This is a genomic window from Streptomyces sp. WMMC1477 (assembly GCF_027460245.1).
In the GTDB taxonomy this organism is placed as follows: Bacteria; Actinomycetota; Actinomycetes; order Streptomycetales; family Streptomycetaceae; genus Streptomyces.
The window spans coordinates 4,863,431-4,879,689 of record NZ_JAPZBD010000003.1 but is presented as its reverse complement, the minus strand read 5'-3'; the positions used below and the strand labels follow the sequence as shown (position 1 = coordinate 4,879,689).

Below are 16,259 nucleotides of genomic sequence, written 5' to 3'. Positions count from 1 at the left end.
TCTCGGATGGTCGGGTTTTCGGGAGGTGTCCGGTTTCCCGGGGTGTCGGTGGCCCGCTCACCGGGACGTCGCTGTCCGGTTTCCGGGGGGCTCTGTGCGTGTGGGAGGGGCGGTCGGCCGTTCAGGCTCCGCCCGGTCCGGGGGCGGTGCCGTTCTTGGTGTGGGAGGCGAGGAAGGCGCGTTCGGCGTCGGTGAGGGGCGGTCCGGTGAGTACGGGGCGCCGTGCGCCGCGCCGCACGGCGGCGATGACGTGCGGCGCCTGGAGGGTGCTCTGCGGAGCGGAGAGGGTGTGGACGTTGAGCAGGGCGGCGCTGACCACGGGCTGGACGGGTCCGGCGTCCATCATCATCTTGACGAAGGCGCCCATCTGGCTGCGCAGGTGGTTGGCCTCGTCCTCCTCCAGGTCCATGTACTGGATGTCCTGCGCGGTGGCCCACTGCCAGGGTTCGTCGGCGACGGCGCCGACCGCCCGCACGGCCTGGCGGGCGGCGCCGTCGCCGGTGCCGGTGTCGTCCAGGGAGCGGTCCATGGCGACGACGCCGAGTGCGGCGGCGCTCAGTCCGTGCCCGTAGATGGGGTTGAACGCGGCGAGCGCGTCACCGACCACGATGAGCCCCTCGGGCCAGGGGTCGAGCCGTTCGTAGTAGGTGCGGCGGTTGGAGGTGGTACGGGTGGTCTGGGCGTGGGTGAGGGGCTCGGCCAGGTCGATCAGGTCGGCGAGGAGGGGGTGAGCGAGGCGGCGCAGGTGGGCGAGGAAGCCCTCGTCGTCGGTGGGTGGTTCGCCGCCGCGGACACCCGAGGCGGTCAGCATCCAGCGGTCGCCTTCGATGGGGAGCATGACGGCGTTGCTGACGGGGCCCGGCACGGTGGGGTCGGAGAAGAGGTTGAAGACGGCGTGGAACTCCTTCATCGTCCTCGGCGGGGGCGCGAAGACGCGAGTGACGTAGCGGAGTTTGAGATCGAGCACCTCTTCCTCGACCTCGCGTCCCTGGGCGGCGAACCACTGCTTGAGCCGGGAGCCGCGGCCGCGGGCGTCGACGACGACGTCGGCCGCGACGTGTCGTTCGCGGCCTTGTGCGTCGGTGATGACGGCGCCGGTGACGCGGTCGGCGTCGCCGGTCAGTTCGCCGGCGTCGCTGCCCTGCACGACGGTGATGCGGTCGTTACGCAGGGCCTGTTCGCGGATGACCCAGTCCAACAGCTCCCGGCCACAGGTGATCATGAAGTGGCTGGCGGGGAAACGGTGTTGCCATCCGTAGGCGTTGAGTGTGATCGAGTCCTCGGGCAGGCCCATGCGGTGGGCCCCCTCGGCCATCAGCCGCTCGACGGTCCCGGGCAGGAGGGACTCGACGGCCTCCACCCCGCCGGCGACGAAGAGGTGGCCGTGGTGGGCCTGGGGCGCGCCCTTGCGGTGGCCGGGGCCCTCGGGGTAGTGGTCCCGCTCGACGACTGTGACGGTGTCCAGGTGGCGGGCCAGCGCGGTCGCCGCGAGCATACCCGCGTGGCCGCCGCCCAGCACGAGTCCGTGGGTGGGGCTGTTCATCGATCGCACGCTCCTTGGGGCGCTCGGTCCCGGGCGGTGTCGGCGAGCCAGTTCTCGACGGCCCGGGCGGAGGCTTCGGTGTGGGTGGCGTCGAGCATGGAGAAGTGGTCCCCGGGGACGTCGACGGCGGTGTGGGGCAGCTTCCAGGCGGCGCGCCAGTCGCCGTCTGGCGTGGTTCCGGGCAGCGGCTCGGTGGCTCTGAGCAGCAGCGTGGGTGTGGTGAGCGGGCCGGGCCGGAAGTCGAAGGAGAAGTAGCGGGCGCGTGCGGTGACCCAGGCGTCGCCCCAGTCCTCTTCCAGCGAGGAGACCTGGCCGTCGGTGTCGATGAGGTTGCTGGCGACGGCCAGGAGGGCGTCGTCCGATCCCAGTCCGGTGCGGTCACCCCACCAGTGGGCGTCGAGCAGGACAAGCCCGTCGGGAGGGGTTCCGGCCTCCTCGAGCCGGCGGGTGACGGCGGCGGCGAGGGAGCCGCCCGAGGAGTGCCCCGCCACGACGAAGGGAGCGTCGGCGGCTTGGCGCAGGACGGCTCGCGCCATGACCTCCGTGAGGGCGTCGAGGGAGGAGGGCAGCGGGTCGCCGGAGCGGAAGCCGACGAGGTCGACGGCGGCGACGGCCCGCTGTCCGCGGAAATGGGAGGCCAGGCGGGTGTACTGGTGCGGGCTCGGCTTCCACACGAACGACGGCAGGCAGATGAGCTGGGGCCTGGCCTCCCCCGCGCAGAGCCGCACGCCGCGCGGCAGCCGAACGGCCTCCTCGGACGGGGCGCGCTCGTCTCCGTCTCCGTCTCCGTCTCCGTCTCCGTCTCCGTCTCCGAGGTGGCCGGTGGCGTGGAAGGCGGGCCGGAACGCGGCCAGTCGTTCGGTCAGTTCGTGGATCTCCGCCAGCTGGCCCTCCTCGCAGGCACGCAGGAAAAGGGTGCTCAAGGAATCCGAGGGAGCCGCCGCGGCGGGGGCGGCGGGCGTGGCGGAGCGGATCCGCTCGCCCACGAACTCCGCGAGGAGGGTGGGGGTGGGGTGGTCGAACACGGCGGTGCCCGGCAGAGTCACGCCGGTGAGGGTGCTCAGGCGGTTACGGAACTCCGCGCTGGTCAGGGAATCGAACCCGGCCTCCAGGAAGGGGCGGTCGGGTTCGACGTCGTCGGTCGTGGCGTGGCCGAGGACGTCCGCGGCGTGGGCGCGGACGGCGTCGAGCAGCACTGCGTGAGCTTCGGCGCCCGCCAGGCCCGCCACGCGCTGCCGCAGAGTGGGGGCGGGCGGGGCTGCGTTCTCTTCGATCCCCCCGTTTGCTCCGGTCCCCTCGGCGCCGGGCGGGAGCGGCACCGGGCGTTCCCCGCCGACAGGCGCGGTGCCGTGGTCGAGCCAGTAACGCCGGCGCTGGAACGCGTAGGTGGGCAGGGGGACGCGGCGGGCGCCGGTTCCGCTGAACAGGTTGTGCCAGTGGACGGGCCGGCCACGGGCGTGGATCTGGGCCAGAGCGGTCAGCAGGGCCTGTTCCTCGTCCTGGTTGGTGCGTCCGCACGGCACGAGAGTGGCGGTGGGGTCCCCGATGGCGTCGCGGGCCATGGCGGTGAGGGTGCCGCGGGGCCCGGCCTCGATGTAGAGGCCGAAGCGGTGGGAGTCCAGCCAGGCGAGCGCGTCGGCGAAGCGGACGGTGGAGCGGAGGTTGCGCACCCAGTAGCCGGGGGTGGTCATCTCCTCCGGGCCGACGGGCCGCCCGGTGACGGTGGAGACGACGGTGGTGTGTGGCTCGGTGTAGTCGAGACCGTGGACGGCTTCCTCGAACGCGGCCAGCATCGGCTCGACCAGGGGGGCGTGGGAGGCGTGCGAGACGCGGATGGGGCTGGTCTTCAGGCCGCGGGCGGCGAGGGCGGCGGCGGCACGTTCGACGGGTCCGGCGCTGCCGGAGATGACCGTGACGTCGGGGGTGTTGACGGCCGCGACCGCCACGTGGTCGTCCAGTACGCCGTCCAGGGCGGCCTCGCCGGCCTGGACGGCGACCATGGCTCCGCGCTCGGGCAGTTGCTGCATGAGCCGGCCGCGGGCGGCGGCCATGCGGCAGGCGTCCGGCAGCGAGAGCACCCCGGCCGCGTAGGCGGCGCTGATCTCGCCGCCGGAGTGGCCCACGAAGGCGTCGGGCTCGACGCCCCACCGGCGCAGCAGTTCCAGCAGAGCGGCCTCGAAGGCGAACAGGGCGGGCTGGGTGAACAGCGTCTCGTCCAGCAGGGCCGCCCGCGGATCGCCCGGCTCGGCCAGGATGACGTCCTTGACGCGGTGTTCGGTGTGCCCGGCGTCGTGGAGTTCGGCGTCGAGGAGGGCGCAGGCAGCGTCGAAGGTCCGCGCGAAGGCGGGGTGGCGAGCGTGGAGTTGGGCGCCCATGCGCGGGCGTTGGACTCCGCCGCCGGGGAAGAGGAGCGCGGTCCGGCCCGGCCGGGCGACATCGCGGACCACCTGCGCCGCGGGCTCGCCGGTGGCGAGGGCGTCGAGCCCGGCGAGGGCCTGCTCGGTGTCGCGGGCCAGGACCACGCCGCGGTGCTCGAAGACGGCGCGGGCGGTGGCGAGCGTCCAGCCGACGTCGACTGGACGGGCCTGGGGGTGGGCGCGGAGGTGGTCGCGAAGACGGGCGGCCTGCGCGGCGAGGGCCTGAGGTGAGCGGCCGGAGAGGACCCAGGGCACGGTGACGGGGCCGGGCCCGGCCCCGTTCGGCGGCTGCCTCAGCTCCACCGTCCCGTCGTCGGCGGACGGCGTCGGGGGCCCGGCGAGGGCGGGCCCGGCAGCGGCCTGTTCGAGGATGACGTGCGCGTTGGTGCCGCTGATGCCGAAGGAGGAGACCGCCGCGCGGCGCGGACGGTCCGACTCGGGCCACGGCACCGGCTCGGTGAGCAGTTCCACCGCACCGGCGGACCAGTCCACCGCGGGGGAGGGCTCGGCCACGTGCAGGGTACGGGGCAGCAGGCCGTGGCGCAGCGCCATCACCATCTTGATCACGCCCGCGGCCCCCGCGGCGGCCTGGGTGTGCCCGATGTTGGACTTGACGGACCCCAGCCACAGCGGCCGGTCCTGCGGATGCTCGCGACCGTAGGTGGCCAGCAGCGCCTGCGCCTCGATGGGGTCGCCGAGGCTGGTGCCCGTCCCGTGGGCCTCGACGGCGTCCACGTCCGCAGCCGTCAGGCGGGCGTTGGCCAGGGCCTGGCGGATCACCCGTTGCTGCGCGGGGCCGTTGGGCGCGGCCAGGCCGTTGGAGGCCCCGTCCTGGTTGACGGCCGTGCCTCGAATCACCGCGAGCACCTCGTGGCCGTTGCGCACGGCGTCCGGCAGCCGCTCCAGCAGCAGCGTGCCGGCGCCCTCGCCGAAGCTGAAGCCGTCGGCGTCGGCGGAGAACGCCTTGCAGCGGCCGTCTGGGGCGAGCGCGCCCTGCTGGCTGTAGCCGACGAAGATCCCCGGGTGCAGCGTGGCGACGACGCCCCCGGCCAGCGCGAGGGTGCACTCGCCGTTGCGCAGCGCCCGCACCGCCAGGTGGATCGCCACCAGCGAGGAGGAGCAGGCGGTGTCCAGGGTGAGGGTGGGCCCCTCCAGACCCAGGGAGTAGGCGACCCGCCCGGAGATGACGCTGCCGGCGCTTCCGGTCATGACATGGCTCTCCATGCCTTCGGGCAGTTCGGCACCGAAGCCGTAGCCGGAGCCGAGGGCCCCGACGAAGACGCCGGTGGGGGTGCCCTTGAGGGAGAGCGGGTCGATGCCCGCGTCCTCCAGGGTCTCCCAGCAGGTCTCCAGCAGCATGCGCTGCTGCGGGTCCATGGCCAGGGCCTCGCGGGGGCTGATGCCGAAGACCGCGGGGTCGAAGTCGGCCATGGTCTCGACGAAGCCGCCCTCCTTGACGCAGATCCTGCCGACCCGGCCGGGCTCGGGGTCGTAGAGCGCGTCCAGGTCCCAGCCTCGGTCTGTGGGGAAGGGGGTGATCGCGTCCCGCCCCTCGCGCACCAGGTCCCACAGGCCGGCGGGGGAGGTGGCTCCCCCGGGAAACCGGCACCCCATGCCGACGATCGCGACGCCTCCGTGGAGGACGGCCGCCAGGTTGCTGTTCTCCTGGCGCAGCCGGCGGTTCTCGGCCACCGAGGACCGCAGTGCTTCGACGATCTCGTCCAGTGACTTGGCCATGTGCTCTCCGACGGATGGGGGTGGATCAGGACTGGTTGTCGTCGAGCGCCGCCTGGACGAGGTCGTCCACGCTCATCTCCTCCACCGGAGCCTCCCGCCGGGCGTCCTCCTCCTCGGCGAGCCCGGCCAGCCGCAGCAGCGTGCCGAGGACGCCTGCCTGCCGGAGCTGCTCGACAGGGACGGCGGCGATGGCCTGACGGATCCGGGCCTCCCCCGGCTCCTCACCGTCGCCGGTCTCGCCGGGGGCGGAGTCGGGGGCGAGCAGTTCGCGCAGGTGGACAGCGAGGTCGCCGGGGGTGGGGAAGTCGAAGGTGAGGGTGGCGGGCAGGCGCAGCGCGGTAGCGGCCACGAGCCGGTTGCGCAGGTCGACGGCGATGAGCGAGTCGAAGCCGATGTCCTGGAACGCCTGCCCGGGTTCCACCTGGTCGGCCGACTCGTGTCCCAGCGCGACGGCGGCGTGGCCGCAGACGAGGTCCACCAGCGCTTCGAGTTGCCTCCTCGCGGGCAGGGCGGCCAGGCGCTGCCGCAGCGCGGCGCCCGGTTCCTCGGCGTCCGCGGAGCGGACGCTGCGGCGGTTGGGGCCGCCCACCAGGGCGCGCCAGGGCGGGGGCAGCAGGCCGGAGTCGGCCTCGGCCCGCAGCCGGGCCGTGTCGATGCGCACCGGCACCTGGAGCGCCCGGCCGGCCGTGAGGGCACCGTCCAGGAGCTGCAGTCCGTGGGCGGCGGGGAGCGGGACGAGGCCGCCCCGGGCCATCCTGGCGCGGTCGGCGCGCTCCAAGGCGTCCTCGCGCTCCCACGGGCCCCAGGCGAGCGAGAGGCCGGGCAGGCCGGCCGCGGTCCGGCGCTGGGCGAGGGCGTCGAGGTAGGCGTTGGCCACGGCGGTGTTGCCCTGTGCGGGTCCGCCGAGGACGGCCGAGACGTGCGAGAAGAGGACGAACATCGCCAGCGGCGCGTCCTGGGTCGCCCGGTGGAGGTTGAGCGCCACATCGACCTTGGAGCGCAGCGCGGCGGCGAGCCGGTCGGGGGTCAGCGAGGCGACCATGACCTCGTCGGGCGCGCCCGCGGCGTGCACGACACCGGTCAGCGGCCGGTCGGCCGGGACGGTCTCCAGCGCCCGCGCCAGGTCCTGCGGGTCGGCCGCGTCGCAGGCGACGATCTCCACCTGCGCGCCGCCCCTCTCCAGCTCGGCACGCAACTCCGCCGCGCCCGGGGCGGCGGGGCCGCGGCGGCCGAGCAGCAGCAGGTGCCGGACGCCGTGCGCGGTGACCAGGTGACGGGCCACGTGCGCGCCCATGCGGCCGGTACCGCCGGTGACCAGGACGGTGCCGTGCTCGGCCGGCCGGGACCGCCCGGCGGGCGGGTCGAGGTGGGCCAGGCGCGGTACGAGACCCTTGCCGCCGCGCAGCGCGAGCTGCGTCTCACCCGCCTCGTGGGCGGCGGCTACGAGGGCGGGGAGGGCCGCGTAGGTGGCCGCCTGCCCGTCGGCGTCGGCCAGGAGCAGCCGGTCGCCGCCTTCGGCCTGGACGGCGCGCAGCAGCCCGAGGGCGGCGGCCTGCGCGGGGTCGGTGAGCGGGTCGGTGTCACCGGTGGTGACGGCGTGCTGGGTGAGGGCCACCAGGCGGCGGTCCTGCCAGCGTGCGTCGGCGAGCCAGGTCTGCGCGGTGCCGAGGACGTCGGTCAGGGCGGCGCGCACGGCCCCGGCGTCCTCGGGGTCGGCGGCCGGCGGGCACACCCACACGACGACGTCGCTCGCGGCGTCGGTGCCACGGTCCTGGGTCTCGGTGTCCGCGGTCGCCCTCGTCCACGCCGCGGGGTCGTCGTACCGGTCGGCGGTGACGCCGTCGGCCACGGCGATCGCCTCGTGGACCGCTTCGGCCGTGGGGCCGGTGCCGAGCACCGTCCACCGGGCGGCTCCCGCCGGTCGCGGTGTGCCGGGGGCGCCGGCCTCGCCCGCGAGCGCTCCGGCGGCACCGTCGAGAGGAATCCACCGCGGCACGAGCGGGAGTTCACCGGTCGTGGTGAGCGACGCGACGATCTGGTCGGCGTCCACCGGCCGCGTGGTGAGCGCGGCCACCTCGGCCACCGCGAGCCCTTCGGCGTCGGACAGTTCGAGTCGCACCGCGTCCTCGGGGTGCCCCGGACCGGCCGGGGTGATCCGCACCCGCAGCCGGGTGGCGCCGGTCGCCTCCAGCCGTGCCCCGCCGTAGGCGGCGGGCCAGACCGGCCGGCCTGGCCCGGACGCGTCGCCGGCGGCGGCCGACGCGGCCTGGTGGGCGGCGTCCAGGAGCACGGGGTGGATGCCGAAGCGGTCGGCGTCCCGCTGCCACTCCTCCGGCAGCTCGACCTCGGCCAGGACGTCCGCGCCGTGCCGCCAGACCGCGCGCAGCGCCTGGAAGGCGGGGCCGAGGGTGTGTGCGCGGTCTGCGGAATCGGCGTAGAAGGACGCCAGGGCGACCGGTTCGGCGTCGCGCGGGGGCCACGGGTCCTGCGCGGCGGGCGGGGCGGTGGGCGGGGCGGCGGGGCAGAGCGTGCCGGTGGCGTGGCGGACCCAGCAGCCTCCTGCGCCCGGCTCGTGACCTGTGTCGTTTCCCGAGGTGTGCGGGCCGCGGGAGTGGACGTCCAGCGCCCGGCGGCCGTCGGCGTCGGGTGCGGCGACGCGCACCTGGAGGTCGAGGGCGCCGCGTGGGGGCAGCACCAGGGGCGCCTGCAGGGTCAGCTGCTCGACCAGGCCGCAGCCGCTCTCGTCACCGGCGCGCACGGCCAGCTCCAGCAGGGCGGACGCGGGCACCACCGCGGCGCCGGCCACCGTGTGATCGGCCAGCCACGGCTGGGCCGCGAGGGACAACTGCCCCGTCAGCAGGCACTCATCGCCTCCGGCCAGATGCAGACGAGCGCTCAGCAGCGGGTGGTCGGCGGCGGTCAGGCCGGCGCCGGTGACGCGGCCGTCCCCGGCGGGCGGGGCGCCGTCGAGCCAGTACCGCTGGTGCTGGAACGCGTACGTCGGCAGAGGGGTGCGGCGGGGTGAGGTCCCGGCGAAGACGGCCGCCCAGTCCACGGGGGCGTCGTTGGCCCACGCCTCGGCCAGGCTGGTGAGGAACCGCTCCGGGCCGCCGTCGTCTCGGCGCAGCGTGGAGACCACGGCGGCCGCACCGCGAAGGGCGCCCCGCGATCCCGCCGCCTCGACGCAGTCCTGGAGGGCCGCGGTGAGCACGGCGTGCGGGGCGACCTCGATGAACAGCGCGTCGCCCTGGCCGGCCAGGGCGGTGACGACCGGTGCGAAGCTGACGGTCTCGCGCAGGTTGCGATACCAGTAGCCGGCGTCGAGGGTGGCGGTGTCCACCGCGTCGCCGGTGACCGTGGACCAGAACGCGGTGTTTCCCGTGCGCGGCTCGAGGTCGGCCAGTTCGGTCAGGAGCCGGTCGTGCACACGCTCGACGTGGACGCTGTGGGAGGCGTAGTCGACGGGCACGCGGCGCGCCCAGACGCCTTCCTTCTCGCACAGCGCGGTGAACTCCGCGACGGCTTCCCGCCCGCCGGAGACCAGGGTGGACTGCGGGCTGTTGACGGCGGCCACGGACAGCTGGTCACGCCACGGCGCGATCAGGGCCTCGGTGCGGTCGCGGCCGAGGGCGACGGAGGCCATGGCCCCCAGGCCGGACAGCTCGACCAGGGTCCGGCTGCGCAGGGCCACGATCCGGGCGGCATCGGCCAGCGACAGTCCGCCGGCGACGTGCGCCGCGGCGATCTCGCCCTGGGAGTGGCCCACCACCGCGTCCGGGTGCACGCCGGCCGACTCCCACAGCCGTGCCAGGGCGACCATCACGGCGAACAGCACCGGCTGGACGACGTCCACCCGTTCCATCTCCTCCGCTCCGCCGTGCCGCAGCACCTCGGTCAGCGACCAGTCGACGTGCGGCGCCAGAGCCTCCGCGCAGGCCGACAAGGCCTCCGCGAAGACCTCGGAGGTGTCCAGCAGCTCCCGTGCCATGCCCAGCCACTGAGAGCCCTGGCCGGGGAACACCATGATCACGCGCCGGTCACCGCCGGACGCGGCGAGGCCGGTGACGACGCCCGGCGCCGCCTGGCCCGCGGCCAGCTTCTCCAGCCTCGCGCGGGCCTCCTGCGAGGAGCGGGCCAGGACGACGCCGCGGTGTTCCAGGGCCGCACGCGTGGTGGCCGCCGACCAGCCCACGTCCGCCAGGGGCTCCCTGCCCCCTTCGTTTCCCCCGGCCGTCTCGGCCGTCGCCTGTCGGCCGAGGAAGTCACGCAACCGTGCCGCCTGGCCTGCCAGGGCTCCCGCGGACTTCCCGGAGAGCACCAGCGGCACCACGCCGCAGGCGGCGACCGGCCCGGGCGGGACGTCGGTGTCCCCGGCGCCGTCGGCCGAAGCGCCCCTGGTGTCCTGGAGGGCCGCGCCGGTCGCGTCGCCGGCGGCCGGCTCCGGCGCGCTGTCGGCGTCCTCGGGCGGGGCCTGTTCCAGGATCAGGTGCGCGTTGGTCCCGCTGATGCCGAACGAGGAGACGCCGACGCGGCGCGGCCTGTCGAGCTCGGGCCAGGGCCGGGCCTCGGTCAGCAGCTCGACCGCGCCGGAGGACCAGTCGATGTGCTCCGAGGGCTTCTCGGCGTGCAACGTGCGAGGCAGCAGCCCGTGACGCATCGCCATCACCATCTTGATGACACCCGCGACGCCCGCGGCGGCGGCGGTGTGCCCGATGTTGGACTTGACCGAGCCCAGCCACAGCGGCCGCCCCTCGGGACGGCCTTGTCCGTAGGTGGCCAGCAGGGCCTGCGCCTCGATCGGGTCGCCCAGGGAGGTGCCGGTGCCGTGCGCCTCCACCGCGTCGACGTCGGCCGGGTCCAGACGGGCGTTGGCCAGCGCCTGCCGGGTGACCCGCTGCTGGGACGGTCCGTTGGGCGCCGACAGGCCGTTGGAGGCGCCGTCCTGGTTCATGGCGCTGCCCCGGATGACGGCCAGCACCTCGTGCCCGTTGCGGCGGGCGTCGGACAGCCGCTCCAGCAGGACAAGGCCGACGCCCTCGGACAGGCCCATGCCGTCGGCGTCAGCGGAGAAGGCCTTGCACCGGCCGTCCGCGGCGAGCGCGCCCTGGCTGCTGAAGCTCACGAAGGCGCCGATCTCGATCTGCACGGCGACCCCTCCGGCGACCGCCATCGAGCATTCGCCGTTGCGCAGCCCCTGGGCCGCGAGGTGGAGCGCCACCAGCGACGAGGAACACGCGGTGTCGACGGAGATCGCCGGCCCCTCCAGGCCGAAGGTGTACGCGGCGCGGCCGGAGATCACGCTCGGGGTGCCCCCCGTGACCAGGTATCCCTCGATGCCTTCCTGGGTCCTGTTGCGTTCGCCCGAGCAGTACTCGGACCAGCTGCATCCGATAAACGTGCCGGTCTGCGAGCCCTTGACGGACCTCGGGTCGATGCCGGCCCGCTCGAACAGCTCCCAGACCGACTCCAGGACGAGCCGCTGCTGCGGGTCCATCGTCAGGGCCTCGCGCGGGGAGATACCGAAGAGCGCGGGGTCGAAGTCGGCCATGCCGCGCAGGAAACCGCCGTCGCGCACGTAGCTGGTGCCCTGCTTGCGTTCGGCGTCCCCCTCCTGGGCGACCCGGCGCTCCAGGTCCCAGCCGCGGTCGGTGGGGAAGCCTGATATCGCGTCCGTCCCGGAGGCGATCAGCTCCCACAGCTCGTCCGGCGATTCGGCGCCTCCGGGGTAGCGGCAGGACATGGCCACGATGGCGATCGGCTCGTCCGCCGTGGCGGCGGCCGTGCTCCTGACCTCGTCGGCGGGCGCCGCCCCGCCCGTCAGCTCCTGGGTCAGGAAGTCGGCCAGGCCCCGGGGGGTGGGGTAGTCGAAGACGAGCGTGGCCGGCAGCTGCAGGCCCGTCTCGGCGGTGAGCCGGTTACGCAGGTCGACGCCGGTCAGCGAGTCGAAGCCCATGTCCCGGAACGCCCTGCCGGACTCCACCGCCTCCGCGGTCGCGTGGCCGAGGACGACGGCCACCTGGGCTCGCACCAGGTCCAGGACGAAGCGGCTGCGCTCCTCCCGGGAACTGGCGGACAACTGGCTCCGCAGGGTGTGGGCCTCCTCGTCCTCCTCCGCCGCCGCCCGCTGAGCCTGCTCGTCCTCGGCTGCCAGCGCCGCGCGGGCGTCGGGGAGGTCGGCCAGGAACCAACTGGGGCGGGCGGAGGTGAACAGGGGCGCGAAGCGGTCCCAGTCGATGGCCGAGATCGCGACGAACGTCTCGTCGTGGTCGAGGACCTGACGCAGCCCGGACAAGGCGGTCCCGGCGTCCAGCAGGGGCAGGCCCTGCCGATTGGCGCGGTCGTAGAGCACCGAACGCACCGCGGTCTTGGTGTCGTCCGACTCGTTGAAGGCGTTCCACACCCCCCAGGCGACCGAGGTCGCCGGCAGGCCGCGGCCGCGGCGCCGGGCGGCGAGCGCGTCGAGGTGGGCGTTGGCGGCGGCGTAGGCCGCGTGGTCCCCGCTGCCCCAGAAGGCTGCGATGGAGGAGAACAGCACGAACGCGTCGAGGGAGTCGTCGTCGAACAGTTCGTCGAGGACGTCGGCGCCGACGACCTTCGCGGTGTCGTGCAGTTGGTCCAGTGTGATGTCGGCCAGCGGGTCGAGCCCGGCCTGGGTGACGGAGTGGACGACGGTCCGGATCGGCGGCATGGCGGCGCGCGCACCCTCGACCAGCTCGGCCATGGCCTGCCGGTCGGTGATGTCGCAGGCGGCGAACGTGGTGCGCACGCCCTGCGCGTCGAGTTCGGCCTTGAGGTCCTCCGCGCCGGGCGCCTCGATGCCGCGGCGGCTCACCAGCAGCAGGTTCTCGGCGCCCTCGCGCACGGCCCAGCGCGCCAGTTGCGCGCCGAGCACGCCCGTGGCGCCGATGATCATCAGGGTGTCTCGGGGCTGCCAGTGGCGCGCCGGCACGGCACGGCCCAGCGGTGCGCGCACCATGCGTCGGGCCACCGGACCACCGGCCCGCAGGGCGATCTGGTCCTCCTCGGGGGCGGTCAGCAGCTCGGGGAGGCGCTGCCAGGTGCCGTCCTCGTCGCCGATGTCGTGCGGAAGGTCGATCAGGCCCCGCCACAGCCGGGGCATCTCCAGCGCCGCTACCCGACCGACGCCCCAGATCTGCGCCTGCACCGGGCTGGGGGCGGGGTCGCCCGCGTCCGTGGCGACGGCGCCGCGGGTCAGGGACCACAGCGGTCCCTCCTCGATCCCGGCGTCGGCGAGGCCTTGGAGGAGGGCCACCGTCCCGGACAGTCCCAGGGCGACGCCGCCGGCACGGTCGTCCGACCGCTCGTCGAGGCCGAGGAGCGAGACGATGCCGGCGGCCTCGCCCTGAGCAGCCTCGGCGAGGGGTAGTGCGAGGCGTTCGCGACCGGCGCCCGCCACGGCACGCACCGCGACGACGTCAGCGCCGGCCCCGGCCAGCGCGCGTTCGCAGGCCGACACGAGGGCCTCGTCCACTCCCCCGTCGGGCACGACGAGCAGCCAGCGGCCGGAGAGGGTCCCGCTCCCCCGGCTGGTGGCGGGCGCCCAGGCGACGTCGTAGCGCCAGGACTCCAGCACGGACTCCTCGCGGTGCTTGCGGCGCCAGGAGGACAGGGCGGGCAGGACACTGCCGAGCGACGCCTGCCCGCTCTCGCCCAGTTCCAGGGTGGCGGCGAGCGCGTCCAGGTCCTGCCCCTCGACCGCCTCCCAGAAGACGGCGTCCACCGGATCGCCGTTGACCGAGGCCGGGGAGGGCCCAAAGGTGTCGGTGACCACCGGTTCCAGCCAGTAGCGCTGGTGCTGGAACGCGTAGGTGGGCAGGTCGACGTGCCGGTGCGTGCCGTTGGTCGGGAAGAGCGCGTCCCAGTCCAGCTCCACCCCGAAAGCGTGCGCCTGGGCGGCGCTGGTGAGGAACTGCGTCCAACCACCCCGATCCCGGCGCAACGTCTCCACCACCGCTGCCACCTCGGCCCCTCCACCCGCGCCGGACGCCTGGAGCGTGTCGGTGATACCGCCGGTGAGGACCGGGTGAGGACTGACCTCGATGAACACCCCCGTCCCAGAACGCGCCAGCTCCTCCACCGCCGGGGCGAACCGCACCGGGCGCCGCAGATTCCGCACCCAATACCCCGCGTCCAGCGTCGCGGTGTCCACCACCCCACCCGACACCGTCGAGAAGAACGCCACCGACGACGAGGACACCGGCCTGACCCCCGCAAGCGCCTCCTCAAGACCCGCACCGATCTCCTCCACCTGCGGCGAATGCGAGGCATAGTCCACCCCGATCCGACGCGCCCACACCCCCTCCTCCTCGCACCGGGCCAAAACCTCCTCCACCGCACCCACCTCACCGGACACCACCGTCGACGCCGGACCATTGACCGCCGCCACACCCACCCGGCCCTCCCACGCCGAAACCAGCTCCGACGCCGCCTCCTCACCCAACGCCACCTGCGCCATCGCCCCACCACCCGCCAACGACACCAACGCCCGCGAACGCAACGCCACCACCCGCACCGCATCCTCCAACGACAACCCACCCGCGATATGAGCAGCAGCGATCTCACCCTGCGAATGCCCCACCACCACATCCGGCACCACACCCACCGACTCCCACAACCGCGCCAACCCCACCATCACCGCGAACAACACCGGCTGCACCACATCCACCCGGCCGAGAAACTCCTCACCACCCTCACGCAGCACCTCCGTCAACGACCACTCCACCAACGGCGCCAACGCCTCCTCACACTCCGCCACCACACCCGCAAACACCTCACTGGAAGACAGCAGCTCACGCCCCATCCCCACCCACTGCGAACCCTGACCCGGAAACACCATCACCACACGACCCGGCACCACCACACCCGACACCACACCCGCCGCCGGCTCACCAGCCGCCACCGCACCCAACCCCGCAACCGCCCCACCACGATCACCAGCCAACACCACCGCCCGATGCTCCAACCCCGCACGCCCCAACGCCAACGAACGACCCACACCCACCAACGACACCCCAACCCCACCACCCGACCCCAACCACTCACCCAAACGACCCGCCTGAGCCACCAACCCCCCAACCGAACGCCCCGACACCACCAACGGCACCACACCACCCGACCCCACCACAGCCGCATCCACAGACTCCACAGACTCCTCCAGCGGAGCCTCCTCCACAATCACATGCACGTTGGTGCCGCTGATGCCGAAGCCCGACACTCCCGCCCGGCGCGGGTGCCCGATGCGCTTCCAGGGCATCGGCTCAGTGAGCAGCTCCACCGCACCCGCAGACCAGTCGATGGCCGGGGACGGCTCGTCCACGTGCAGGGTCTGGGGGAGTCGGCCGTGGCGCATGGCCATGACCATCTTGATCACACCCGCCACACCGGCCGACGGGCCCGAGTGGCCGATGTTCGACTTGATGGAGCCCAGCCGCAGCGGTGCGGCCTCCGCACGGTCCCTGCCGTAGGTGGCCAGCAGCGCCTGCGCCTCGATCGGGTCGCCCAGCGTGGTGCCCGTGCCGTGTGCCTCCACCGCGTCGACCTCGCCCGGCGACAGTCGCGCGTTCGCCAACGCCGCCCGTATGACGCGTTGCTGCGAGGGGCCGTTCGGGGCGGAGAGGCCGTTGGAGGCGCCGTCCTGGTTCACCGCGCTGCCCCGCACCACCGCCAGTACCTGGTGACCGTTGCGCACCGCGTCCGACAGGCGCTCCACCAGCACCACGCCCGCGCCCTCGGACCAGCCGATACCGTCGGCCGCCGCGGCGAACGCCTTGCACCGGCCGTCCACGGCGAGCCCGCGCTGGCGGCTGAACTGGATGAACCCGACGGGGCTGGCCATGAGGCTCACCCCGCCGGCCAGCGCCAGGTCGCACTCCCCGCTGCGCACCGAACGCACCGCGAGGTGCAGGGCGACCAGCGAGGAGGAGCAGGCGGTGTCCACGGTCACCGCGGGGCCCTCAAGGCCGAAGGTGTAGGAGACGCGGCCGGACACGACGCTGGTCAGGCTGCCGGCCAGGGAATAGCCCTCGATCCCGGCGGGAAGCTTCTGGGAGGGGTCGTAGTAGCCGGAGAACGTTGAGCCGACGAACACGCCGGTGGAGCTGCCCTTGAGCTGCCGCGGGGTGAGACCGAGTCGTTCGAACGCCTCGTAGGCGGTCTCCAGGACCATGCGTTGCTGGGGGTCCATGGCCAGCGCCTCGCGCGGGCTGATGCCGAACAGGTCCGCGTCGAAGTTGGCGGCGTCGTGTACGAACGCGCCGTGCCGGGTGTAGGACTTGCCCTCCGCGTCGGGGTCCGGGTCGTAGATGCCCTCCACGTCCCAGCCCCGGTCGCGGGGGAACTCCGTGACGGTGTCCCGGCCCTGGGCGACGACGTCCCACAGGGCCTCGGGCGAGTTGGCGCCCCCGGGGTAGCGGCAGGCCATGGCCACGATGGCCACGGGCTCCTGGTCCTTCTCCCGCGCCTCGCGCAACTCCTGCCGAGTGGTGTGCAGTTCGGTCGTGACCCGCTTCAGGTAGTCGACCAGCTTCTCTTCGTTCACCATC

3 protein-coding genes are annotated in these 16,259 nt (G+C 74.1%); all 3 read right to left on the bottom strand.

Annotated features, from left to right (window positions below; genetic code table 11):
• Window positions 1–121: 121 nt before the first annotated feature.
• Window positions 122–1,543 carry an FAD-dependent oxidoreductase gene (locus tag O7609_RS21565; protein WP_269744073.1) on the bottom strand — a complete coding sequence of 474 codons (1,422 nt, stop codon included), beginning with the start codon at window positions 1,541–1,543 and terminating at the stop codon, window positions 122–124.
• Window positions 1,540–5,652 (bottom strand): type I polyketide synthase, encoded by a 4,113-nt coding sequence (locus O7609_RS21560; protein ID WP_443072271.1) that lies wholly within the window; start codon window positions 5,650–5,652, stop codon window positions 1,540–1,542. The genes O7609_RS21565 and O7609_RS21560 overlap by 4 nt, the downstream gene beginning before the upstream one ends.
• A 70-nt stretch (window positions 5,653–5,722) precedes the next feature.
• Complete coding sequence (locus tag O7609_RS21555) at window positions 5,723–16,258, bottom strand: type I polyketide synthase (protein WP_443072188.1); 10,536 nt, start codon at window positions 16,256–16,258, stop codon at window positions 5,723–5,725.
• Window position 16,259 lies beyond the last annotated feature (1 nt).